This is a genomic window from Thiomicrolovo sp. ZZH C-3 (genome assembly GCF_054862725.1).
On record NZ_JBTKXX010000001.1, the window covers coordinates 1,332,897 to 1,355,848 of the forward strand.

A 22,952-nucleotide genomic window follows, 5' to 3' on the forward strand; every position below is an offset into this window, starting at 1 on the left:
GTCTCCTTAGATCTTTTTCTCGAAGTCGTCTTGCGTCAGTTTCGCACGCTTGCCCTGTGCCGCCGCTTTGATCTCGTCATAAGATTCGCAGTACTCAGGCTCCTGAACTTCTTTAAGGACGCCTGTCGGGAAGATATTTTTCTTCTCTTCATCAGAGAGCGCTTCCCATTTGCGCAGCGGGGTTGTAATGCTGTCGATCCACTCCAGGTTCTGCATCGCACTCGCCATTTTGTTCTTACGGCCGAGGTTGATATGGCAGTTGGACAGGATGTCGAAGAAAGAGAACCCTTTATGGCTGAAGCCTTTGACAAGGATCTTCTCGAGTTTCTTCGGATCCAGCATGGATTCGCGGGCAACAAATGTCGCACCGGCACCGATTGCGAGCGCACAGGCGTCGAAGGTCGGGTCGATGTTACCGTTCTTCTGGCTGACCGTCCACATACCCTGCGGTGTCGTCGGAGACGTCTGGGAGTTTGTCAGACCGTAGATGAAGTTGTTGATCAGGATAAAGTTCATATCGATGTTACGGCGGCATCCGTGGATCGTGTGGTTACCACCGATCGCCAGACCGTCACCGTCACCGGCAACAACGATCACGTGCGCCTGCGGTTTTGCAAGCTTGACACCGGTTGCGTATGCAACGGTACGACCGTGCGTCGTGTGGATCGTGTTACAGTTAATGTAAGAGCTGAAACGTCCTGAACAGCCGATACCGGAAACGACACAGACTTTGTCCATGTCCCAGCCCATCTTCTCGATCGCACGGATCGTCGCTTTAAGGATGACACCGTCACCACAGCCCCAACACCAGAGTGTCGGCATCTTGTCTACACGAAGGTATTTGTCGTAGTTAAAAGCCATTACATCATCTCCTTAACTTTTGCCACCATCTCTGCCGGCGCGATAGGGCGACCGTTTGCTTTGAGCAGGCGCGTGAAATCGTTACGGCGAACAATACGTTCGATTTCCGTAGAGTACTGACCCATGTTCAGCTCGGTCACCATGATCTTGTCACCGAAGCGTTCACCGATCTTGCGGATCTCGGCTTCCGGGCTCGGCCACATCATGATCGGGCGGAAGAGACCGGCTTTGATCCCTTCTGCACGCAGTTTCTGAACCGCTTCGAAGGCACCGAGTGCGATGGAACCGTAGGCAATGATACAGACTTCCGCGTCGTCCATCAGGACCTCTTCATAATCCGGGAGATCGTCAAGGCCGTCGTTTTGCGCAGCGACCGTGTTGATCTTGCCGGTGAGGCGTTCGATGTTGAATTCGCACTGTTCCGCATCTTCCGTCGGGAAGCCTGTCGGTCCGTGGTGCAGACCCGTCACGTGGTAGCGGTACCCTTCGAACATCGGGTTCAGGACCGCCGGCTCGTTCATCGGAGCGTCGTACGGGCGGTAGTCTTCCGGCGCACCGTCGAAGGTCGCGCGGTTAACGATGCTTGCTTCGACCTCTTCGAGGTCCGGGAGCTCCGCTTTACCGTGCATGTGACCGATCGTCTCATCCAGGAGCATGAAGACCGGCGTCATGTATTTTTCCGCAAGGTTGAAAGCGCGGACCGTCTGCGTATAACACTCTGTCAGGGAACCTGCACAGAGGGTAATGGAGGCGTAGTCACCATGTGTCGGGTACTTTGCCTGGCCGATATCCGCCTGGGAAACACGTGTCGGCAGACCGGTTGACGGACCACCACGCATAACGTTGACGATAACGAGCGGGATCTCGGCGATGAAGCCCAGACCGATCTGTTCCGCTTTGAGGGAGATACCCGGGCCGGATGTCGCCGTGAACGACTTCGTACCTGTCATAGAAGCACCGAGGGCTGCGGAGATACCGCCGATCTCGTCTTCCATCTGGATGGCGACGCCGCCGACTGCCGGCAGCAGGTCGGATGCCTCGTGCATAACTTCGGAAGACGGTGTAATCGGATAACCGCCGAAGAAACGTGCGCCGGCATCAACGGCCGCTTTCGCCGCCAGTTCGTTACCTGTTGAAATTACAATTCTTGACATTCCTGCTCCTTACTGATCAAGTGACATATAGTTGTTAGCAACGATCGCCGCCTGGCGAGCCTTTGCATCATCTGTCAGCTTCGCAAATTTGTATTCTTTCTTATCTGCAACATAAATCGCAAAGTCCGGACATGTGAGTTCACACTCGTTACAGCCGATACACGCTTCGGGATGGTCGATGGAGATCATCGCACCCAGTGTAGATGTCGGTTCATAACGCATCCCCAGAACGCCCGAAGGGCAGACGGAAACACAGATATCACATGCTTTACAGTTGTTGGTGTTGACCCAGACAGGGACGTCACCCGGTTTTTCAGTCTGAAACATTAATACTCCTCCATTTATTTGCGAGATAAGGGATCTCATAAAAGGCTCCTAAGAGTCCTTTATGAGGATCCCTGCTCTTCGCTTTTGGTTGAAAATTTTCCGACGGCGCAGGAGACGAAGCTCTTCGCTTTCAGTCCCGCTGCGTCCAGACCGCTGACCTGCTCTTGTGTAAGAGGATAGCCCAGCCTTCGTAAAATCGATTTGAAAAGTGCTGATCGCGCCTCGTCCGCAACTTCTGCTGTTACGATACGAGGCTCACACGTTAAATCGACTTCAACGGATGTAAACCCTTCTGCTTCGAGTGCCTTGGTAATCGTCGCCGCACAACCGCTACAGCGGACATTGGCGACGGTGACACTCTCTTTCATTATTTTGAAAGAACCTCTGCGACCGCTTTACCGATCTCTGCCGGCGAAACGACGACTTTGACGCCTGCCGCTTCGAGTGCCGCCATCTTCTCGGCTGCCGTACCGGCTGCACCGGAGACGATCGCACCGGCATGGCCCATACGTTTGCCCTTCGGCGCCGTCTGGCCCGCAATGAAAGCTACTACCGGCTTGGTAATATTTTCCTTAATAAATGCGGCTGCCTGAATTTCCAAGTCACCACCGATTTCACCGATCATGACGATCGCTTCCGTTTCCGGGTCCGCTTCGAAGAGCGGGAGCAGCTGCTTGTAGGAAAGTCCGATGATCGGGTCACCGCCGATACCGACGGCTGTCGTGATACCGAAGCCCTGCTTGACGACCTGGTTCGCGCCTTCATACGTCAGGGTACCGGACTTGGAGATCAGGCCGACGTTCCCTTTTTTGAAGATCATGCCCGGCATGATCCCGATCTTGCACTCTTCGGCGGTGATGATACCCGGGCAGTTCGGCCCGATCGTCTTCATGCCTTTTTTCGATGCGTACATTTTCGCGTACATCATGTCACGGACCGGTGCGCCTTCGGTAATAATCACCGCCAGCTCGATCCCTGCGTCCGCCGCTTCCATGACGGCGTCACCGACGAATGCCGGCGGGACGAAGATCATGGAGACGGTTGCACCTGTCGTGTCAACCGCGTCTTTGACCGTGTTGAAAACCGGCTTGCCCAGGTGCTCCTGGCCGCCTTTGTTCGGTGTGACACCGCCGACGATCTGCGTGCCGTAGGCGATACACTGCTCAGCATGGAAAGTACCCTCTTTCCCTGTGAAACCCTGAACGATAACTTTGGTATCTTTGTTTACAAGAATTGACATTAATTACTCTCCTTTCGCTGCTGCGACGGCTTTGGCTGCACCGTCTGCAAGGTCAACTGCTGCGATAACGTTCGCGATGTTGGCGTTTCTGAGGATCTCCGCCGCTTCCGGGGCGTTCGTACCGTCGAGGCGGACGATGACCGGGACGTGGACGTCAACCAGTTTCGTGGCCTCAAGAATACCGTTGGCGATACGGTCACAGCGGACGATACCGCCGAAGATGTTGACGAAGATCGCTTTGACGCTCGGGTTTTTGAGGATGATCTCAAAGCCCTTCGCGACCGTTTCCGCGTTCGCTTTACCGCCGACGTCCAGGAAGTTCGCCGGGGTACCGCCCATATAGTTGATGGTATCCATCGTACCCATTGCCAGACCTGCACCGTTGACCATACAGCCGATCTCGCCGTCGAGGGAGACATAGGAGAGACCGAAGCGGCTTGCTTCGCGCTCGTCTGCATCCTCTTCGGAGATGTCACGCATGTCCTCGATGTCCGGGTGACGGCCCAGTGCAGAGTCGTCAAAGCCCATCTTGCCGTCGAGTGCGAGGAAGTCGCCCGCGCCGGTTTTGATCAGCGGGTTGATCTCGATCATCTCTGCGTCGTTTTCCATATAGACGTTGTAGAGTGCCGCGGCAAATTTGATGAACTTGCCCTGCTCCTCTTTCGGAAGACCGAGGCCGAAAGCCAGTTCGCGGCCGTGGAAGCCCTGGAAACCGATGGTCGGGTCGATCGCAACTTTGACGATCTTCTCCGGGGTCTCTTCGGCAACCTTCTCGATCTCCATACCGCCTTCGGTGGAGGCCATGATGACAGGCATCTCTTTTGCACGGTCAAGGACCACACCGAGGTAGAGCTCGTCTTTGATGTCCGCTCCCTCTTCGATGTAGACCTTCTGGACCAGTTTTCCTTCCGGGCCTGTCTGGTGTGTGACCAGCGTCATGCCGAGGATCTGGCCTGCGAGATCGCGGACCTCGTCCAGGGAACGTGCCAGTTTGACACCGCCGCCGAGGCCGCGGCCCCCTGCGTGGATCTGTGCTTTGACGACCCAGACGTCCCCGCCCAGCTCTTCAGCATTCGCGACCGCCTGGTCCGGTGTGTTCGCGACGATACCGCGCGGTGTCGGTACGCCGTATTTGGCAAAAATCTGTTTCGCCTGATATTCATGGATATTCATATTTTCTTCTCCTCCTTTATTGGGTTACGCTTTCTACCGGAAATAATTTAGTTTTTTCCGGCATTGACCTTTAGGCCTTAGGGGCGATCATATCACCCGGTACCACGTACTTATCGAACTCTTCGGCACTCAGCAGGCCGAGGTTGACCGCCTCTTCCTTGAGGGTCGTGCCGTTCTTGTGCGCCGTCTTGGCGATCTTCGCCGCATTCTCGTAACCGATATGCGGGTTGAGCGCCGTGACGAGCATCAGAGAGTCGTTCAGGAAATGCTCGATATTCTCAACGTTCGCCTTAATACCGACCGCAGCATTGTCGTTGAAAGAGACGATGCTGTCGGCGAGCAGGCGGACGGACTGCAGGAAGTTGTACGCGATGACCGGCTTGAAGACGTTCAGCTCGAAGTTCCCCTGGGACGCCGCGAAACCGATCGTCGCGTCGTTCCCCATCACCTGGCAGGCGACCATCGTGACCGCTTCGCTCTGCGTCGGGTTGACCTTGCCCGGCATGATGGATGAACCCGGCTCGTTTTCCGGGATGGAGATCTCGCCGATGCCGCAGCGCGGGCCGGATGCGAGCCAGCGGACGTCGTTGGCGATCTTCATCATGTCCGCCGCCAGCGCCTTGAGAGCGCCGTGCGCGAAGACAAGCGCATCGTGGGAGGTCAGGGCGTGGAACTTGTTCGGCGCCGTGACGAAATCGTGGCCTGTCAGTTCGGACAGTTTCGCCGCTACGCGTTCACCCAGTTCCGGGTGGGCGTTGAGGCCCGTACCGACTGCCGTACCGCCGAGCGCGAGTTCGCGCACCGCTTCCAGGGAATCTTTGGCCATCTTTTCGGATTTGGCGAGCATTTCGACCCAGCCGCTGATCTCCTGACCGAGAGTCAGCGGCGTTGCATCCTGAAGGTGCGTACGGCCGATCTTGACCAGGTCCGCGAACGCTTCGCTTTTCGCCTGGAGCGTCGCTTTGAGTTTGGCGATCGCCGGGAGCAGACGCTCTTCGACCGCAATGACGGCAGCGACGTGCAGGGCCGTCGGGTAGGTGTCGTTGGAGCTCTGGGACTTGTTGACGTCGTCGTTCGGGTGGACAAGCTTCTCTGTGCGGAAGTCACCGCCGAGGATCTCCGTCGCGCGGTTGGCGAGCACCTCGTTGTTGTTCATGTTCGACTGGGTGCCCGAACCGGTCTGCCATACGACGAGCGGATAGTTACCGTCGAGTTTGCCCGCGAGCATCTCATCCGCCGCCTGGGCGATGGCGTCCGCTTTTTTCGCATCAAGCTTGCCGAGGTCCTTGTTGACCAGGGCGACCGCTTTTTTCAGATAGGAAAACGCACGGGTGATCTCGTAAGGCATCGTCTCTTCGCCGATGCGGAAATTCTGGATCGAACGCTGCGTCTGGGCAGCCCAGTACGCATCTTTGGGGACCTGCATCTCCCCCATCGTATCCTTTTCGATTCTGTAGTCCAAATTAGGCCTCCTCAAAGAATTTGTTTTCGTTCAGGGTGTCGATCAGGGTCTGAACGGAGTTGCACGAGCGGGCGAACATCTCTTTCTCTTTCTCGTTGAGCGTCACTTCGATGATCTTTTCCGCACCGTTGGCACCGATCATGACCGGGACACCGGAGACGACGTCGTCGTAGCCGTATTCGCCCTCGAGGTAGACCGCACAGGGGTGGATCTGCTTCGTATCTTTCAGGATCGCTTCGACCATGATGGCCGTGGATTTCGCCGGGGCGTAATAGGCGGAACCGGTCTTGAGGTATCCGACGATCTCGGCACCGCCATGGCGGGTACGGTCGACGATCTCATCGATCTCATCTTCGCTGAGCAGGTCGAAGAGCGGGACGCCCGCAACAGTGGAGTAGCGCGGAAGCGGAACCATGTCGTCGCCGTGGCCGCCCATAACGGAGGCACGGATCTGTCCGCCGCCGTAGCCCAGTTTTTCCTGGATGAACGCCGCCATGCGGGAGCTGTCGAGGATACCGGCCATCCCCAGGACACGGCTGCGGTCGAAGCCGCTCTCTTTGAGCGCGACATAGGTCATCGCGTCGAGTGGGTTGGAGACCATAATAATGATCGCGTTCGGCGAATATTTCGCGATACCGCTGACGACCTCTTTGGTGATATTGGCGTTGATCATCAGCAGATCATCGCGGCTCATCCCCGGCAGACGCGGGCTGCCGGCAGTGACGACGACAACGTCGCAGTCCGTGAGATCTTCCATGCTCTCAGCAACGCTGACGACCGTGTGGCTGCGGACCGCTGCCGCCGCCTGAGACATATCGAGGGCCTTGCCCTTTGCTACTTCGATTTTGTTGTCGCGGAGAATGATCTCATGGCATGACCCGAGCATTGCCAGTGAATACGCGACAGTCGCACCTACATTTCCGGCGCCGACGATTCCAACACGTTTACCCTGATTCATTGGTTGAAGTCCTTTTCGATTAAGTGGCTCTTCTGCACCGCTATACACATAAGCAATATGTGCGAACACACACCATTATGCATACATGGCAGAAGATGGTACATTATAAGTAAAATAAGGTTAAGTCCACTTCGTGAACCTATTGGAATGGTAGAAAGGTAACACGCACCTTTCTACCGTGTTCCGAAACGGAACAGTTATCGCACTCAGATAGCGTCGATAATCGCGTTGAGCGTTGCAGACGGGCGCATTGCCGCTTCCGCTTTCGCATCATCGGGGTGGTAGTAACCGCCGATATCCTGCGCTTTGCCTTCGGCAGCCATCAGCTCTTCCATGATCTTCGCTTCGTTCTCTTTGAGCGCTTTGGCTACCGGTGTAAATTTCGCCTGCAGCTCAGCATCAGAAGAGTCCGCCAGTGCCGTTGCCCAGTACTGTGCGACGTAGAAGTGTGACGCTTTGTTGTCCGGCTCGCCCGCTTTGCGGCCCGGAGCCTTGTTGTTGTCAAGGTACTCCTGGTTCGCGACGTCAAGCGCTGCCGTTACTTCGGCCAGCTTGGCGTTCGGGTTCTTCTGCTCGATCATGCGCAGTGACTCGGCCAGGGCGAGGAATTCACCCAGGGAGTCCCAACGGAGGTGACCCTCAGCGAGGAACTGGTCAACGTGCTTCGGCGCAGAACCGCCCGCACCCGTTTCGAACAGACCGCCGCCCGCGAGCAGCGGAACGATGGAGAGCATTTTCGCCGACGTGCCGAGCTCGAGGATCGGGTACATGTCGGTGAGGTGGTCACGCAGAACGTTACCGGTAACGGCGATCGTGTCTTTACCGGCACGGATACGCTCGTTGGTGAAGCGTGTCGCAGATGCAACGTCCATAATGTGGATCTCAAGACCGTCCGTGTTGAACTCCGGCAGGTACTTCTTGACCTTCGCGATCATCTGCGCATCGTGTGCACGGTTCTCGTCCAGCCAGAAGACGACCGGGATCTGCTCGATCTGGCCGCGTTCGACGGCGAGGCGGATCCAGTCTTTGATCGGGATGTCTTTCGCACGGGACATACGCCAGATATCACCCGCTTCACACTCGAAGCTCATCAGAACCGTACCGTCTTCCGCCGTGACCGTGACCGTACCCGCTTCGGCGAGTTCGAACGTTGTCGGGTGGGAACCGTACTCTTCGGCTTTCTGCGCCATCAGACCGATGTTCTGCATTGTACCCATTGTCGTCACGTCATACTGGCCGTTTTTGACACAGTCAGCGACCATCTCCTGGTGGAACATGCCGTACGTAGAGTCCGGGATAACCGCAACACACTCGAGCGCGTCACCGTTGCGATCCCACTGCTTACCGCCCTCGCGGACGACAACCGGCATGGACGCATCGATAATGATGTCGTTCGGTGCGTTGAAGTTCGTCGTACCCTTGTCGGAGTCGACCATCGCGATTTTCGGGCTGTCCGCTTCGACAACCGCCTGGAATGCCGCTTTGATCTCCGCCTCTTTCGCGTGCCCCTTGATCTTTTTCTCAAGGTCGGACATACCGAGGTTCGGGTTGACACCGACCTCTTTGAAGGTATCCGCGTATTTCGCGAAGACGTCTTCGAAGAAGATTTCGAAACCATGACCGAACATGATCGGGTCGGAGATCTTCATCATCGTCGCTTTGAGGTGAACGGACCAGATAACGCCTTTCGCTTTGGCGTCTTCGATGGTCTGCTTGTAGAACGCACGCAGCGCTTTGACGGACATGAACGTACCGTCGAGGACTTCACCCTCGAGGGCATCGATCGTTTTCAGTTCGCTGCCGTTGAGTGCGATCGTGACTTTCTGCGCCTTATCCATCGTAACGGACTTTTCGTTACCGTAGAAGTCGCCGTTGCCGTTCATGTGCGCGACATACGCTTTGGAGTTTTCAGCGTATGCTTTGAGTCTATGCGGGTTTTTCTGTGCATAGTTCTTGACGGCTTTGGCCGCGCGGCGGTCGGAGTTACCTTCACGCAGAACCGGGTTGACGGCGGAACCGAGGCAGGTGCTGTACGTTGCCTGGAGCGCTTTTTCTTCGTCGTTCGCCGGGTTCTCAGGATAGTTCGGGATATCGTAACCCTGCTCCTGGAGTTCCGCGATACAGTCTTTGAGCTGACCGACAGATGCCGAGATGTTCGGCAGCTTGATGATGTTACCTTCAGGCTTCAGGACAAGCTCTCCCAGTTTGGACAGTTCATCTTCACCTTTGCCCATTGCGGCAAGCACACGGCCGGCAAGTGAAATATCGCTTTGCTCAAGCTCTACACCGCCCTCAGCGCAGAATTTGGAAGCAATCGGAAAGAACGAGTACGTAGCCAAAGCCGGAGCTTCGTCAATTTTCGACCAGATGATTTTAGACATTCTATATCCTCGAAGTGTGAAGTTTATCGGCATCCCTAAAGCGTCTTTAGAACCGCCGATTGAAAATTACAGGGTCATCATATCACTTCAATCGCATTTCATGCCAAAATCGAAAAAGGGAGGAGGGAAGTTTTGGATTAGTGTTTCATTTAGTAGCACGGTTAATGTTGCGTAAGTGTGTAGAATAGTAACGTGTAAAGCGGTGCTTTCCGTCGGCACCTTTCGTAAAATAGAGGTACTCCGTTTTGGCCGGGAAGATCGCCGCACGGATCGCATCGAAGCCGACATTGCAGACCGGCGCGGCCGGCAGGCCGTTGTTCAGATAGGTGTTGTACCCGCTTTTGTCCGAACGGATGCGTGCGGCGGTGATCTTTTCGTGGGAGTACGGCCCGTAGTTGAGCGTGCCGTCCATCTGAAGCTTCATCCCCTTGGCGAGCCGGTTGGCGATGACCGAGGAGACCAGCGGCATCTCCGCATTGTCCGCCGCCTCTTTCTGGATCACCGAGGCGGTGATTATATAGTGGTACCATTTGCGTTCGTTGTAGAGGCCGAAAATCTTCTCCGACCAGGCGCGCTGTTTCGCCTCGGCGTAGTGCAGCAGCAGCTTCACCGCGTCGGCTTCGGTAATACCGATGGGAAGCTGATAGGTGTCGGGGACGAACGCCCCCTCCTCGTAGGGGCTCTGTTCCCGGAACGCCGCCATCAGCCGCACAGGATCAAGCCCGTGGCTCTGCGCAAGTTGCGTGAAGAAGATATGGGTCGTCTCCCCCGGCACCAGGGTGACCGGTTTCATCGCCGCTTTGGAGGTCGTGATACGGTAGAGAAAATCGCCGTGGGTCATTACCGTGCTTCCCAGGTCGATCCAGCCGTGCTGGGGGCGGCCGATGAAGCGCAGCAAAAAGGCGTCCAGGCGGTTAAGCTGCGGGTTGGCGGTTTCGAGGTGTGTTATAATCTTGCGAATTGATCCCTGGGGAATATAGAGCACCTTTGATGTCGTGAGCCCCATATTCAGGTAATAGATGAACGACAACGCCATCAGCAGAGCGATTGCACATACCCACTTCACGATCGCTTCCGTCATTGCTCTTTTTTTGGCCGTCGTCACTGTCCTCTACCTCACACTCTCAAGCGGTCTGCACCTCGGCAAGCTCAAAATCGGCCGCCTCTATGCGGAGAAATTATACCTGAAGTGGGATGATGCACTCCATGTCGAAATCGGTACGATCGCCCTCGCCCCGTCCGACGCTCCCAAGGAACCCACCGACCTCCTCTCCTTCCAACGGCGCATCGCCGCAGTACTGCGGCACCTGGACGACCACTGGGTCGGCACGCTCCGCATCGACCGTATCCGGCTCGGGAACGATCTCAACGCCTCGCTCTTCTTCGACCCCCGTAACCGCAGTAACCTGCACGTCGCCTCCCGCGACCAGGGGCACCTCTCCATGCTCCTCCTGCCGGTGCAAAACGCGGATGCCTACAAGGTCGAACTGTACGGTGACAGCAGCACGTTTGACGGCACCTTCCGTTTTGAGGGTGTGCTGCGGCCCAAGCTGAGCGAACTCTACCTGGGCGGCAGCATCGACGTTGCCAAGGATATCCACCTGCGTTTGGGCGTACATGCTACCCGCGACGCCGTCACGCTGAATACCTTCTCGACCGAACCCTTTGCCAGCGTCGCGCCGATCGTCAAACCCCTGCACCTCTCTGACCACGTCGAGCCGTGGATTGTCGCCCGGGCCCAGGGCGGGCCGGTCATGCTGCACACCCTGCAGACGACCCTCCCCTTCGCCGCACCGGCAAAAGCCTTCGACAACCTTTTCGGTCAGCTTACCTTTCATAACGCACGCTACCGTTTTGCGAATGACCCCAAGGCGTTTGAACCGGCCCTCGCCGAAGACGTGACCGTCCTCTTTGAACATAAGACCCTGAAGATCCTGCCGCACAATGCCACTTTTTACGGGGAGCCGGGCGGTGATACCCGTCTTGCCATCGATTTCGGCGGCAAAGAGCCGCTGTTGAAGCTTTCCATCCTGACCGCCGCGCGCTTTACCCCGCCGCTGCAGCGCCTGACGGCTTCGTACGGTATCGACCTCCCCTTTACCCAGACCCGCGGCGTTACCGACACCAACCTGAGCCTGACCGTCAACCTCGCCCATGCGCATACGACGGCGGAAGCGACTTTCCGGACGGCACAGAGCCGCATCGACCTCTCCGGTCTCCCCATCGACGTCTCCCGGGCCGCCGTCGACCTGAAAGGCTCTGCTGTCACCCTCCGCTCCGTGGAAGCCTCGCTGTTCGAGGGGAATGTGACGGGCAGCGTCACCGGCGCATTCAACCCCGCCAAACACAACGGTACGCTCCGCTTCAATCTCGGCGACGTACGCTACCCTGTCGGCAGTGCGCCCATCACCCTCTCCCCGGCGACCGTCCCGCTGCATTTCGAGTACCGTCTCGACCGGGGCGGCGACACCATACGGTTTGACGCTTCGCGGTGGCACTATATGGAGCACAACCTCACGTGTGATGCCTTTACGGCCCCCTTTGACCTCAAGGAGGTGCGCCTCCAGCTCCCCAAAACCGCCGTTGCTCTGGACCGGACAGCGCAAGCCACCGTGGAGGGTGAAATCACCCTTGCCCATCCCGCCGCCAACCTGCTGCTGGACCTGACATCGCTGCAGGCCGGTACCTTCTCTACCGCGCAGCCGCATACCCTCTTTCGTATCCGGGCCGATGAAAACCTCAGCGTAGTCAGCGATGCCGCCACCCGCTGGAACATGGACAAGACGCCCCTCTCCGTCTCGCCATTCACCGTCGCGAAGCACAACGGCCTTTTCCGGCTCTCCCCCGCCGTGGTGTCGATCGAACATCAGCTGACCGGCACCGTCGAGGGGATCTTCGAACCGGCCACAATGGCCACCGAGCTCAATGTCTCCAGCTTCCGCCTCGAGGATGAAGGGCTGGGCAGGCTCTTCCAGAACATGGACAGGTTCAGCGTCTACATCGTCCCCATCGACAACGAATACGACATCGTCATCCCCTCGATCAATATGGTCTACTCCACCCTCGGCCGGGGCTGGCGGCTCCACTTCTTCTCCCTGGAGGCCCTCACAAAGCACTCCCCGCTGCTGCAGGACTACAACCTGACCGACAGCACCATCTCCGTCTGGTCACCGAACGGCGAGTACCCCGTCTCCTTTGAAGGAAGTGTCGATTACCCCTACGCGCTGACCGCCGTCGACGGCAAACCGGTCAACACCTACCGCTTCGAAGGGGGCATCGAGCAAAACGGCACCGTCGACTGTACCATCAACGACCGTATCCGGGTCCTCAGCAGCGACACCATCCGTATCCGTTCCAACGGCGTCGCCTTCAGCCAGCCCGAGCTGACCCGCTTCTACCGCGACCACCAGTTCAGTACCGACGACAATACAAGCGAATCGAACACGTCGATCTTTATCGATGCCAACGACACCGCCATCCTTTTCCCGGGCAACCGGCGGGCCATAGCCGACCGCATCACCATCGACTACAGGCCCGACCACATCCTGGGACAGCTCTACAAAGCCAGGGGCGGCGCCAAACTCGATGTCAAGGGCGAGAAGTTCTACCTCTTCGGCTACCGCCTTGATGACGACTTCATGAACCACTTCTTCAACCTCTCCAAGGTTAAGGGCGGTACGCTGGATTTTTACGTCATCGGCGAAAAGAACGATTTCAAAGGGCTGGCCAAAATCAACGATACGACGGTGTACGACTACGTGCTTTTCAACAACCTCTTCGCGTTTATCAACACCGTCCCCGCCCTGGTCACCTTCTCGCTGCCCTCCTATGAGACCAAAGGGATCAAGGTCCACTCCGCCTATACCGAAATCGCTTTCCATGAAGGGGTCCTGACGGCATCCAATATCAAGATTGACAGCAAAGAGCTCGATTTCGCCGGTCAGGGGACCATCGACTACAACAAGGAGCGCATCAAGATGCAGCTGACCGTCAAGACCCAGGCGGCGGAGAATATCCGAAAGATCCCGCTTGTCGGTTACATCCTTGTCGGGGACGACAAGTCCGTCCTGACCACGCTGAATATCAACGGGCCGCTCGACAACCCCAAGGTGGAGAACACCATCGCCAAGGATATCATCGTCAGCCCCTTCAATATCCTCAAGCGCACCCTCGATTTCCCCGTCCACTATCTCAAAAAACTGGAAAACAGTTCCGACGAAGAGGATAAGAAAGCGAAAGAGACCCAGCAGATCACCTCCGGCACTCCACCCATTAATTGATATCCACTCTCAAAAAGTTACCAAACGTGACAAAATTGTTCTTTCGCCTTCATTTTTGATAATGATTGTCATATCTATTGACTTTTTCCTCCGACATCCTCTATACTTCACCCATAATTTTAGGAATGATTCTTGAAATCGTAAAACCAGAAAACATAACAAAGGATATGTGATGAAGCACATTGCACTTTCACTGGGAGCCGCCCTGCTGGCCGGTACGACACTCTACGCGGACGAACTGAGCGAACTCAAAGCCCAGATCGCCGAGCTGCAGGAAAAAACCGACGCCCTGATCGACGAAACCTCCAACCTGAAAACAGGTTTCAACTATACGACGGTCGATGCGAACGCCTCCGTAAACGGTATGGGGCCGGCGGCCTCGAAGGTCTACTACTCCAAGTCCCCGCTCTCCATCGGCGGCTACGGCGAGATGTACTGGGCCTCTCCGGACAGCGACGGCGCCGACGGTGACGCCTATACGGACGTCTACCGCTTCGTACCGTATATCGGGTACAAGTTCAGCGACAATATCGTCCTTAATACCGAGCTGGAATTTGAGCACGGCGGCGAAGAGGTCGCCATCGAGTTCATGTACCTTGACTTCCTCCTGCATGAGGCCTTCAACCTCCAGGTCGGTAACCTCCTGGTCCCAATGGGGCTGATCAACAAGCGCCACGAACCGACGCTCTTCAATACGGTACAGCGCCCGGATGTCGAGAAGTACCTGATCCCTTCGACCTGGCATGAGACCGGTATCCTGGCCTACGGCAGCTTCAGCGACATCGGTCTGAGCTATACGGCCGGGGTCATCAATGCGCTGGCGCTCAACAACGACAACAACATGCCCGGTTCCGTCAACAAAAAGTGGATCCGCAGCGGCCGTATCGGCTCCGAAGAGAACGGCCCGATGCAGCGCGTCGGTTTCGTCGGACGTCTCGACTACAGCGGTATCAGCGGCCTGCTCCTGGGGACGTCGGCCTATTACGGGGCCGCGACACAGGGACGCCCGAGCGGTGTCGATGCCTTTATGTACGACTTCTACGGCCAGTACGAGAAGGCGGGCTTTAAGCTCAAAGGGCTCTATACGGCCCTCACCGTCTCGAATGCCGAAGCGATCTTCGCCGAGGCGGCCGACGGTGCGGAGGGATACTACGTCAACGCTGAGTATGACGTGCTGGCGACACTGCCGACACGCTACCGCCTGCCGATTTTTGCCCAGTACGAGAGCTATGACCCCGTCTCCTCCGTCGCCGGCGGCACCCGCCCGGACCTCGAGCAGACCAACACGACCGTCGGCCTGAACTTCTTCCCCCACGAACAGGTCGTGCTCAAAGCGGACTACGTCATGACCGATTTCCATGACAGCGCCCTTGAAGACTACAACGTCGTCAGTATCGGGATGGGCTTCGTCTTCTAAGACGGCCCCGTGCACGCGCCCGGCAAGCGTTCCTTCTCCTTCCCGCTCTGCCGCCGTGTGTTATAATTTTTGAACAGAGCCGATTATCAAGCACCCGCATCTGCGGGGATTTGATAATCCGTTTTAAGAGAGTTCCATGCTGAAAAAATTGATAGTAACCCTGATTGTATTGAACGCCGCCGCATCGGCTGCCCTGCTGATCTCCCCCATCGATGCGATGCAGCACGCCTTCGGGGCGCAGAGCGAGGTGACAAAGAAGAACACGCTGCTCACCGGCAAACAGGCCGCCGCCGTCACCAAACGCGCCAAGCTCAAACTGGAAACGAAGATCTACCGCTTCTATACCGCCGCGATTGACGGCAAAGCCGTCGGGTACGGGGTCCTCGTGACACGCCAGGTCCGCCAGAAGGATGCCACGGTCCTCTACATGATCACGCAGGAGGGCACCCTAAAGGCCATCGAAATCATCGCCTTCAACGAACCGCCGGAGTATATGCCCCAGCACACCTACCTTGAACAGTTCAAAGGCAAGGACGCCAATGCGACCCTGCGTGTCGGCAAAGACATCCCCACCGTCAGCGGCGCGACGCTGAGCGCGCGCAACGTCACCGACGGCGCCCGCCTGGCCCTGGCACTCTTCGAGACCGTCATCAGGAAAAAGTAATGCGCTTCACCCTTGTCAAGGACCTGCGCAGCGATGCGCTGATGCGTCCGCTGCTCAACGGGCTGCTCCTCTTTACCGGGAGTTTCCTCGTCGCCGACGCCTTTCTCAAACGCGACCATATCGGCCTCAGCCGCGACACCCTCTCGAATACCCTCTACGGCAATGAGGAGGAGTTCATCGAGCCCGTTAGCGAACACTTCGTGCTCGAACTCCTGCACAGCGACATTTTCTTCATGATGATGACGCTGCTGACCCTCTCCGCCGTCTATGCGAGGCTCTGCCCGCTCAAACGCGTTGCCGCGGTCGTGATCAATATCGCCATGATCGCCGCCGTCGCCGACATCACCCTGCTGGCCCTGGCCTATTACCGGGGTGGGTCCTACCTGCTGCCGTGGCTGGGGGCCTTCTGGCTCTGGCACGCTGCGGCGCTTTTTATGGTCTTCGCCTCGCTGCTCTACCTGAACATCCTCAAGAAGCCCTGATGCAGCGCGCCTACCGTTTCGCCATTGTCTACTTCGCCCTGTTCGGCCTCCTGCTCATCGCCTCGGCCGCCGCCCTCTTTCTCAGCAAGGTCGGCTTCTCGGCACAGGGGGTCGAGCTCTACTACCTGGGCAGCGACACCGTCCCGGGCAAGAGCGCCTACGGTCTGCTGGAGAGCGCCGTGCCGCACCTGGCGGCCATGGGGCTTTTCATCATGGTAGGGGCCCACTTCCTGCTCTTTGCGACCGAAACCGCCAAACGGCGTACGATCCGGCTCGCCATCGCCCTCTTTGCCGCGGCGCTGCTCGACATCGCCAGCGGCTACTTTATCGCCTCCGGCGCCACCCTCTGGGTCTGGATCAAACTCGCCGCATACCTGCTGTTGAGCCTGCTGGGTACGCTGCTTATGCTTCAGCTGATCTACTACGCTTTTTGGCATAACTTGTCGCGGCAACGACATCCCCGATAATAGCGCGGTGGTACGCGAAGGGGGCCTTGATATGGCTGATGACATACCGCCCTCCCGAAGTCGTCAGCACCTCAAGCGTTCCGACGTCAATCTGGTTCTTGAACCGTTCGCTGTAGGGCTTGATATAGATCGTCCGGATCTCTTCGAGGTTGATCGGGATGATCTCCCGGTTTTTGAACCCTTTGTGGATGATGAGGCGTTCGGGGGTCAGCACACAGTGGTAATGCTTCTTTTCCCGGATCTCCTGAAGGTGCATGTAGAAGGTACGGAGGATAAGCACCAGACCGATCACCCCGATCTCGTACTCGTAGCCGATGAACAGCAGCAGGGCGCCCAGTCCGTAAAGGGAGAGAATGCCGTTATAGAAGGTCTTGGATATCTCGGCGGCCACGAGGATCGTCTCCTCCGGATGCAGCATCTTCTCAATCATCTTCATGGTTCCCCTCCCATACTTCGAGGTAGTGCGACAGGTTTGCGCTTTTGACGATTGTACCGTCATTATAGATCAGCACATACCCCACCGGCAGCGTCCGCAGAAACGCAACGGCTTTTGGGGGCGGCATTACGGCCGCCGCCGTCGTCCAGGCGTCCAGGTCGCCGCTGCGGACCGTGCCGACGAGGGTGATCGACGCAAACAACCGTTCGGATTCCCGTGTTTTCGGATCGATCAGGTGGTTATGGCTTTTGTCCCCGACAAACCGGCGGTAGTCGCCGCTCGTGCTCATCCCCGTCTCCGGGGCGAGGCTTTTGAAGGCCATCACGGTCCCTTCCGAAAAGGGGTCCTGGATCGCCAGAAGGCAGCGGCCGATACAGCGGATGTCCCCGCTGAGCGCCACCGTTCCCTCCGCGGCACCGCAACGGCGCAGCGCGGCAGCGGCGGCGTCGATGCCCACGCCCTTGCCGAATCCGCCGAAGTCCAGCATTGCACCGGGCGCGAGCCGTGCGGCGGTCGCATTGAACTCCAGCAGGTCCAGCCCGATCGGGAGGGCGGCGACTTCCGCCCTCCCCGGTACGCGTTCGGCTTCGCCGAAGCGGTAGGCCCCGCGGCTCAGCGCACCGATCGTGATATCAAAATAGCCGCTGCTCTGCACGTAATAGCGCTCCGCGCTCTGCAGGGCGTCGTAAAGCGTCGGTGAGATCGCCAGCGACTTGTCCCGGTTGAGCCGGTAAACCTCCGCTTCGGGGTCATAGGATGATAGCGCCTTCTCGACGAAGATCATCGCGGAGAAGGCCCTGTCGATGCATTTGGCATCGCGCTCCTGTACCGACACGGTGGCAAACGTTCCCATGATCACACGGGTACGCTCCGCCGCCTGCAGCGCTGCAAAGAGGAGCAAAATGGTGATCAGCCACTTCATCTTAGACGATGTCCAGCAGCGCCCCGGGATGCCCGATAACGATATCGCCCTCCCCTTCGGCACTGAATCCCCATGTGGAGAAGATCCCGGTAATGCCGGCCAGGCGCGCAGCGTCGATATCTTTACTGTTGTCGCCCACCATCCAGGCCTGATGCTCGCGCGGTTGAAATCCCAGGGATTCGAGGATCAGGCGGAGCATGGCAGGGTCGGGCTTCGAGGCCCCGGCGATGTCGGGCCCGACGATGTGTTCAAAATAGTCCGCCATGCCGAGATGGCGGATCATCCGCCTCGCAAAGCTGCTCGGCGCGTTTGTCGCCACGGCAAGCCTGACGCCCGCGGCGTGCAGCGTCTCGACCGTCTCCCTGATGCCCGGGTAGAGCACCGGGTTCTGCACGCACTGCTCATGGTAGTGGGCCTCAAAAAGTTCGCGATCGCGCGCCTCGTACTGCTCGGTCCCGTAAAAGAGTTTGGGCAGATTGCGTACGGGACGGTTGATCCATTCAACGACGGTGGCGCTGTCGATGGGCGGCAGGGCATGGTTGAGGGTGCGGACATGGTTGATCGAGCAGGTGATGTCATGCTGCGAATCGATCAGCGTCCCGTCCATATCAAAGATCACAATGCGCATGTTTTCCTTCCCTGCCGGTGGTTTCGCGCTATTATAGCGAAGCCGTTAAACGGGACGCGCTCGGTTACCCAACCGTATCAAAATGCAGTGACATATTTAGACAAATTGGGTACAATCGTGCAATTTTATGAAGAAACTGATTCTGACACTGATTTTCGGGTTTACACTGCTTCACGCCCAGGAGGGAGAACGGCCTGCGCCTGCTGGAATGGAGCAGATCGGCCCCCTTGCGCACCTCTCCGGTCCCGAAGACGAGATCTTCGACGACAGCGGTTTCGACGACGCCGGATTCGACGAAGAGTTCGCCGATATCGCCACCGAGCCGGTCTACGACCCGCTTGAGGGGTACAACCGCTGGATGACCGGGTTTAACAATACCCTGTTCGATTACATCCTCGATCCCGTTTTCAGTGCCTACAACTTCCTTCTGCCCGAACCGATCCGGGTCTCGGTCAACAATATTTTCAACAACCTCTACTACCCCGTCAGCCTGGTCAACAACCTGCTGCAGCTCAAATTCGACCACGCCCTCTCCGAGACCGGACGCTTTATCGTCAACTCCACCTTCGGGTTCGCAGGAATGTTCGACACCGCAAGACAGATCGGCGTCGAGCCCCACGTGGAGGATTTCGGGCAGACCCTGGGACACTACGGCGTCGGGAACGGCATTCCGATCGTGCTCCCCTTCTTCGGCCCCAGCAACCTGCGCGACATCACCGGCGACCTGCTCGATTTCTACGTCAACCCCATCTACTATGTGGAGCCGAGAAAGTATAATATCCCCCGCAATATATACGAAGGATGGGGCCTGGTCGGCTACAAACGCTTCAACAAGTTCTCCCTGTACGAAAAAGAGTACAGACAGATACGCGAAGAAGCGATAGACTTCTACCCCTTTATGCGCGATGCCTACGAGCAGAACCGCAACAAACTGATATCGGAGTAATCGTATGAAAAAACTGTTCTATCTTGCCCTGCTCTCCCTGCTGCTGCCGCTCTCGGCCGCAGCGCTCGAAGCGAACGAGATCGGCAGCGTAATGCGCCAGAAAGTCGATGTGGTCCTGGAGATCCTCAACGATCACAACCAGAGTAAAACAGAGCGCAATACGGCCATTGAACAGGAGATGGACCCCTATTTCGACTTTGTCCTGATGGCCAAGCTCAGCCTCGGCAAAAGCGGCTGGCAAAAGGCAACACCCGCCCAGCGCAAAGAGTATGTCGTGCTCTTCGAACGCCGCATCAAAGACTTCTATATGAGCAAACTCGACCTTTACAAGGACGAGGTGATCACCCTGGAGGAGCCCAAACAGGTCAAGAACCGCATCTATCTCAACAGCTACATCGTCGAGAAGGGCGAAAAGAAAGAGGTGCTTTACAAGTTCTACCATGCGAAAAAGGGGTGGCTGATCTACGACGTCGACGTCCTGGGGGTCAGTATCATCCAGTCGTATCGCAGCCAGTTCGCCGGCGAGCTTGAAAAGGGCTCGATCGAGCAGCTCCTCAACAAACTGCGCCAACCGCAACCTGATGCTTAGACGCTTCTATACCGACGTCGTTTTCCGCTTCCCGCGCACGGTCATCGCCCTGGTGCTGCTCACCGCGGCGCTGCTGGGCACCCAGGCCGTCAAACTCAGCGTCGACGCCTCCGCCGAAACCCTCCTGCTTGAAAACGACAAAGACCTCGCCTACTCCCGCCTCGTCGCCAAACGCTACCGCGGACAGGATTTCCTTGTCATCACCTATACCCCAGACGCCGACCTGCTCGCCCCCCGGACCCTCGAAGACATCCGGAGCCTCAGCGCGGCGCTGCTGAAGATCGACGGGATCGACTCTGTCAACTCCATTCTCAACGTCCCGCTCCTGGAGAGTCCCCCGAAACCGGTCAAGGAGCTGCTGGAGAAGATCCCCTCCATCGAGGCGGGCGATGCGAACCTGACCCTGGCGCGCGAGGAGTTCAAACACAACCCGCTCTACGTCTCCAACCTCGTCAGTCCCGACCTCAAAACGACGGCCCTGCAGGTCAACCTCGTGCGCGACGACCGCTACTACGAACTGCTGGACCATCTCAACGGCCTGCGTGCGGCCGATGACAACGGCAGCCTCACCCCGGAAGGCAGAACAGCCCTCGCCGAGGCGACGGCGGCTTTCAAGGACTACCGTGACATCGCCCGGGAGCGCGACCACCGTATGATCCTGGCCGTGCGCGACACCCTGCGCACGCACGACACCGCCGGCGAACTCTTCCTGGGCGGGGTCACGATGATCGCCGACGATATGGTCAGTTTCGTCAAAGAGGACCTCAAGACCTACGGGGTCGCCGTCCTGGCCCTGCTCATCCTCGTCCTCTGGACGGTCTTCCGCCAGAAACGGTGGGTCGCCCTGCCGGTACTGATCTCCGCGCTCTCCATCGGCATTACGGTCGGGCTGCTGGGCCTGCTCGGCTTCGAGATCACGGTCATCTCCTCGAACTTCATCTCGCTGCAGCTGATCATCACGATCTCCATCATCATCCACCTGATCGTGCGCTACCGGGAACTCGCCCTCACCAACCCCGGGGCCGACGAACGCACCCTGGTCCTGGAGAGTACGCTCTCCATGTCCAAACCGACCTTCTTCGCCATCATCACGACGATCGCGGGCTTCGCGTCGCTGATGCTTTCGGGGATCAAGCCGATCATCGCCCTGGGCTGGATGATGAGCATCGGCATCAGCGTCTCCCTCATCGTCGCCTACCTGCTCTTCCCGGCCGTCAACATGCTGCTCAAGCGCAAGCAGCCCAAAACGACCTTTGACAAAGAGTTCTCCGTCACCAAGGTCCTGGCGACCTTCACCGAACGCCACGGCGCCCTGACGCTCATTACCGCCGTGGCGCTGATCGCCTTCTCCGTCACCGGCGCGCAGCGGCTCGTCGTCGAGAACAGTTTTATCAACTACTTCAAACCCTCCACGGAGATCTTCCAGGGGATGTCCGTCATCGACCGCCAGCTCGGCGGGACGACGCCGCTGGACATCACCATCGATCTGCCCCAGGCCCCTACGGCCGAGCCGGTCTCCGAGAGTGCCGGCGCCGCCGACGGTTTCGATGAGTTCGACGAATTCGCCGAAGAGTTCAACGCCGAGGCGCAGGGGGCCCAGTACTGGTTTACGGAGAACCGGATGGAAGTCGTCCGCCGCGTCCACGAATGGCTTGAGAGCGTCCCCCACGTCGGGAAGGTCCTCTCGCTCGGGACGATGCTCGAGGTGGGACGCACCCTTAACGACGGCCGCTCCCTCGATAACTTCGAACTGGCCCTGCTCTACAACGAGATGCCCGCGAAATTCGCCGACATCATTCTCAAACCCTATGTCAGCATCGAACACGACCAGGCCCGCTTCGCCCTGCGCATCGTCGACTCCGATGCCGACCTGCGCCGCGCCGACCTGCTGCGGGAGCTGCATGACGGTCTCATCAACGAGGTCGGCATCCCCCCGGAGCATCTGCACATCTCCGGCCTGATGGTGCTCTACAACAACATGCTCCAGAGCCTCTTCGACTCGCAGATCGCCACCCTGGGCGTGATGGCGATCCTGCTCTTTGTCATGTTCTGGGCCCTCTTCCGCTCCTTCCTCACGGCCGTCGTCGCCATTATCGCGAACCTTGTGCCGGTCGGAACGGTCTTCGGGGTCATGGGGTGGTCCGATATCCCGCTGGATATGATGACCATCACCATCGCCGCCATCAGTATCGGGATCGCGGTGGATGACACCATCCACTATATCCACCGCTTCCGCATCGAGCTGGCCAAAGACGGTGACTATATTGCGGCGATGCACCGCTCCCACGAGAGTATCGGTTACGCGATGAGCTACACCTCCGCGGCCATTATGATCGGCTTCGTCATCCTCGTACTCTCGGTCTTCATCCCGACCATCTACTTTGGCCTTCTCACCGTGCTCGTCATGTTCATGGCGATCGTCGCGGACCTGCTACTGCTACCGAAACTCATCCTCTGGCTGCGTCCTTTCGGCCAGGTGGCGAAAAAAGTTGCCAATTAAAATTAACACGCTACAATAGTAACAATATCTACCAGCGGGGTTCACGCCCCCTGTGCCATTAGGAT

General features: G+C 57.8%; 21 protein-coding genes. 8 read left to right on the top strand and 13 right to left on the bottom strand.

Going from position 1 to position 22,952, the window contains the following annotated elements; translation table 11 throughout:
- Positions 1-6: 6 nt before the first annotated feature.
- From ACXWTF_RS06860 to mltG, 10 genes are all read right to left on the bottom strand, one after another.
- Positions 7-861 carry a 2-oxoglutarate ferredoxin oxidoreductase subunit beta gene (locus ACXWTF_RS06860; protein WP_461714258.1) on the bottom strand — a complete coding sequence of 285 codons (855 nt, stop codon included), beginning with the start codon at positions 859-861 and terminating at the stop codon, positions 7-9.
- Positions 861-2,015: a 2-oxoglutarate synthase subunit alpha gene (locus tag ACXWTF_RS06865; protein ID WP_461714259.1), complete on the bottom strand. Its 1,155-nt coding sequence runs from the start codon at positions 2,013-2,015 to the stop codon at positions 861-863. The genes ACXWTF_RS06860 and ACXWTF_RS06865 overlap by 1 nt, the downstream gene beginning before the upstream one ends.
- 9 nt (positions 2,016-2,024) lie before the next feature.
- A complete protein-coding gene (locus ACXWTF_RS06870; RefSeq protein ID WP_461714260.1) occupies positions 2,025-2,342 on the bottom strand; it encodes a 4Fe-4S dicluster domain-containing protein in 318 nt (105 codons plus the stop codon).
- A 59-nt stretch (positions 2,343-2,401) separates the two neighbouring features.
- Positions 2,402-2,710 (bottom strand): heavy-metal-associated domain-containing protein, encoded by a 309-nt coding sequence (locus ACXWTF_RS06875; protein WP_461714261.1) that lies wholly within the window; start codon positions 2,708-2,710, stop codon positions 2,402-2,404.
- Positions 2,710-3,582: a succinate--CoA ligase subunit alpha gene (sucD, locus tag ACXWTF_RS06880; protein WP_461714262.1), complete on the bottom strand. Its 873-nt coding sequence runs from the start codon at positions 3,580-3,582 to the stop codon at positions 2,710-2,712. The genes ACXWTF_RS06875 and sucD overlap by 1 nt, the downstream gene beginning before the upstream one ends.
- A 3-nt stretch (positions 3,583-3,585) precedes the next feature.
- Entirely contained in the window at positions 3,586-4,755 is a 1,170-nt protein-coding gene (gene sucC / locus ACXWTF_RS06885) for an ADP-forming succinate--CoA ligase subunit beta (protein WP_461714263.1), read from the bottom strand.
- Positions 4,756-4,825: 70 nt separating this feature from the next.
- Positions 4,826-6,217 (bottom strand): class II fumarate hydratase, encoded by a 1,392-nt coding sequence (fumC, locus tag ACXWTF_RS06890; protein WP_461714264.1) that lies wholly within the window; start codon positions 6,215-6,217, stop codon positions 4,826-4,828.
- Between the two features lies 1 nt (position 6,218).
- Positions 6,219-7,175 (bottom strand): malate dehydrogenase, encoded by a 957-nt coding sequence (mdh, locus tag ACXWTF_RS06895; RefSeq protein WP_461714265.1) that lies wholly within the window; start codon positions 7,173-7,175, stop codon positions 6,219-6,221.
- A gap of 206 nt (positions 7,176-7,381) precedes the next feature.
- A complete protein-coding gene (locus ACXWTF_RS06900) occupies positions 7,382-9,556 on the bottom strand; it encodes an NADP-dependent isocitrate dehydrogenase (protein WP_461714266.1) in 2,175 nt (724 codons plus the stop codon).
- A 145-nt stretch (positions 9,557-9,701) separates the two neighbouring features.
- Positions 9,702-10,598, bottom strand: coding sequence for an endolytic transglycosylase MltG (mltG, locus tag ACXWTF_RS06905; RefSeq protein WP_461714578.1), 897 nt, complete (start codon positions 10,596-10,598; stop codon positions 9,702-9,704).
- Between mltG and ACXWTF_RS06910 the strand changes: the two genes are divergently transcribed.
- From ACXWTF_RS06910 to ACXWTF_RS06930, 5 genes are all read left to right on the top strand, one after another.
- On the top strand, positions 10,576-13,836 hold the full coding sequence (locus ACXWTF_RS06910; RefSeq protein ID WP_461714267.1) for a YhdP family protein: 3,261 nt from the start codon (positions 10,576-10,578) through the stop codon (positions 13,834-13,836). The two genes, mltG and ACXWTF_RS06910, sit on opposite strands and share 23 nt — an antisense overlap.
- A 172-nt stretch (positions 13,837-14,008) precedes the next feature.
- Positions 14,009-15,253 (top strand): hypothetical protein, encoded by a 1,245-nt coding sequence (locus ACXWTF_RS06915; protein ID WP_461714268.1) that lies wholly within the window; start codon positions 14,009-14,011, stop codon positions 15,251-15,253.
- 136 nt (positions 15,254-15,389) lie between these two features.
- Positions 15,390-15,917, top strand: a complete 528-nt coding sequence (locus ACXWTF_RS06920; protein WP_461714269.1) for an FMN-binding protein — start codon at positions 15,390-15,392, stop codon at positions 15,915-15,917.
- Positions 15,917-16,399, top strand: a complete 483-nt coding sequence (locus ACXWTF_RS06925) for a hypothetical protein (RefSeq protein WP_461714270.1) — start codon at positions 15,917-15,919, stop codon at positions 16,397-16,399. The genes ACXWTF_RS06920 and ACXWTF_RS06925 overlap by 1 nt, the downstream gene beginning before the upstream one ends.
- The gene (locus ACXWTF_RS06930) at positions 16,399-16,866 is read left to right on the top strand and encodes a hypothetical protein (RefSeq protein ID WP_461714271.1); all 468 of its coding nucleotides are present in this window, start codon (positions 16,399-16,401) and stop codon (positions 16,864-16,866) included. The genes ACXWTF_RS06925 and ACXWTF_RS06930 overlap by 1 nt, the downstream gene beginning before the upstream one ends.
- Here the strand turns inward: ACXWTF_RS06930 and ACXWTF_RS06935 are convergent.
- Genes ACXWTF_RS06935 through ACXWTF_RS06945 form a run of 3 tightly spaced genes read right to left on the bottom strand, consistent with a single transcriptional unit; the run spans position 16,802 to position 18,852 of the window.
- On the bottom strand, positions 16,802-17,302 hold the full coding sequence (locus ACXWTF_RS06935) for a hypothetical protein (protein WP_461714272.1): 501 nt from the start codon (positions 17,300-17,302) through the stop codon (positions 16,802-16,804). The two genes, ACXWTF_RS06930 and ACXWTF_RS06935, sit on opposite strands and share 65 nt — an antisense overlap.
- Positions 17,289-18,224, bottom strand: a complete 936-nt coding sequence (locus ACXWTF_RS06940) for an FAD:protein FMN transferase (RefSeq protein WP_461714273.1) — start codon at positions 18,222-18,224, stop codon at positions 17,289-17,291. Before ACXWTF_RS06940 ends, ACXWTF_RS06935 begins: the two co-directional genes overlap by 14 nt.
- A gap of 1 nt (position 18,225) precedes the next feature.
- Positions 18,226-18,852 carry an HAD family hydrolase gene (locus ACXWTF_RS06945; RefSeq protein WP_461714274.1) on the bottom strand — a complete coding sequence of 209 codons (627 nt, stop codon included), beginning with the start codon at positions 18,850-18,852 and terminating at the stop codon, positions 18,226-18,228.
- Positions 18,853-18,979: 127 nt separating this feature from the next.
- Here ACXWTF_RS06945 and ACXWTF_RS06950 point away from each other — a divergent pair, with 127 nt between their 5' ends.
- From ACXWTF_RS06950 to ACXWTF_RS06960, 3 genes are read left to right on the top strand one after another with little or no spacing between them, the layout of a single operon-like run.
- Complete coding sequence (locus tag ACXWTF_RS06950) at positions 18,980-19,798, top strand: MlaA family lipoprotein (protein ID WP_461714275.1); 819 nt, start codon at positions 18,980-18,982, stop codon at positions 19,796-19,798.
- Between the two features lie 4 nt (positions 19,799-19,802).
- On the top strand, positions 19,803-20,387 hold the full coding sequence (locus ACXWTF_RS06955) for a Tgt2/MlaC family protein (RefSeq protein WP_461714276.1): 585 nt from the start codon (positions 19,803-19,805) through the stop codon (positions 20,385-20,387).
- On the top strand, positions 20,380-22,887 hold the full coding sequence (locus ACXWTF_RS06960) for an efflux RND transporter permease subunit (RefSeq protein ID WP_461714277.1): 2,508 nt from the start codon (positions 20,380-20,382) through the stop codon (positions 22,885-22,887). Before ACXWTF_RS06955 ends, ACXWTF_RS06960 begins: the two co-directional genes overlap by 8 nt.
- Positions 22,888-22,952: the final 65 nt, after the last annotated feature.